This window comes from Mesorhizobium sp. M7A.F.Ca.US.007.01.2.1 (genome assembly GCF_003998165.1).
In the GTDB taxonomy this organism is placed as follows: Bacteria; Pseudomonadota; Alphaproteobacteria; order Rhizobiales; family Rhizobiaceae; genus Mesorhizobium; species Mesorhizobium ciceri.
In genome coordinates, this window is record NZ_RZQP01000519.1 from 1 (window position 1) to 620 (window position 620).

The following is a 620-nucleotide window of genomic DNA, read 5'->3' on the forward strand; positions in this document are numbered from 1 at the left end:
TTCCAGGTCATCGTCGCCACCACCCGCCGCGACATCTGGCAAAACAACCAGCGTGGCCTGGCACCCGCCGACCTCGCCATGCATGTCGTGCTGCCCGAACTCGACGGCCGCGTCCTCGCCGGCGCCATTTCCTTCAAGGGCGAGACCGAGACCGATCCCGCACTCGGCCACCGCGCCTTCGCCAACCGGCCGGAACCGGATCGCGTGGCGCAGGTCGCTGACCGCGTCGCGGCCTTCATCAAGTTGCAGGAGACACCCCGCGCCGGGCGCAAGCTGGCCATCCTGATCCCGGATTACCCTAGCGCTCCTGGTCGAACCGGCTATGCCGTCGGCCTCGACGTGCCGTCCAGCGTGCTCGCCATGCTGCATGACCTGAAGGAGCAGGGCTATGTGATTGAGGGGATTCCGCAGACGCCGCGTGGGTTGCTGGATTTGCTGGAAGCCAGCGATACTGGATTGGCCTTAGATAACTACATTGCCTTCTCGACGGAGTTGCCGACTGCGGCAATTACTGCGGTCGAAGCCGCTTGGGGCAAAGCGGAAGACGAAACAGGTTTGCGCAGAAGCTTCCCCTTCCGCGCCGCCACCTTCGGCAACGTCACCATCGCCCTCGCCCTGTC

At 64.8% G+C, this 620-nt stretch carries 1 protein-coding gene; it reads left to right on the forward strand.

Annotation, left to right across the window (positions count from 1 at the left end; translation table 11 throughout):
• Nucleotides 1-620 (forward strand): cobaltochelatase subunit CobN (locus tag EN949_RS35565; RefSeq protein ID WP_206535022.1); only part of this gene is annotated, 620 nt, incomplete at both ends.